The organism is Metasolibacillus sp. (assembly GCF_025291715.1).
In the GTDB taxonomy this organism is placed as follows: domain Bacteria; phylum Bacillota; class Bacilli; order Bacillales_A; family Planococcaceae; genus Metasolibacillus; species Metasolibacillus louembei.
Map to the genome: position 1 here is coordinate 1 of NZ_JAMBIZ010000074.1, position 662 is coordinate 662.

General features: G+C 37.5%; 1 protein-coding gene. It reads left to right on the top strand.

Features of this window, described 5'->3' with window-relative positions; all coding sequences use genetic code 11:
- Positions 1-662, top strand: a 662-nt coding sequence (locus tag M3Z76_RS19660; RefSeq protein ID WP_295657590.1) for an ATP-binding cassette domain-containing protein, incomplete at both ends; no start/stop codon positions are given.

Genomic DNA, 662 nt, shown 5'->3' on the forward strand with positions numbered 1-662 from the left:
GAATCTGGTAGTGGTAAATCAACAACAGGTAAAGCAATTATGCATTTAACGAAAGCAACAGAGGGTAGCATTCATTTTAATAATAGAGATTTAACAAAATTAAGTCGCTCTGAGCTACGTGAACAACGAAAAGATATTCAAATGATTTTCCAAGATCCTTATTCATCATTAAATCCGAAGAAACGTGTTCTCGACATTATTGCTGAGCCTCTTCGAAATTTTGAGAAGCTCTCACCTGATGAAGAACGTAGAGCGGTTCAAGAATATCTTGATAAAGTTGGTCTAAATCCAGAGTCAATTTATAAATATCCACATGAGTTTTCTGGTGGACAAAGACAGCGAATTGGTATTGCACGGGCACTTACATTAAAACCGAAGCTTATTATTGCGGACGAACCAGTATCTGCGCTTGACGTCTCTGTACAAGCACAAGTATTAAACTTCTTGCAAGATTTACAAGCTGAGCTCGGACTAACATACTTATTCATTAGTCATGATTTAGGTGTAATTCGTCATATGTGTGACCGTATCGGTGTTATGTATCGCGGACGCATCGTTGAAGAAGCAACAAGTGCAGAAATTTATAATAATCCACAACATATTTATACGAAGCGCTTAATATCAGCTATTCCTGATATTCGTCCTGAAAACCGCGAACAACA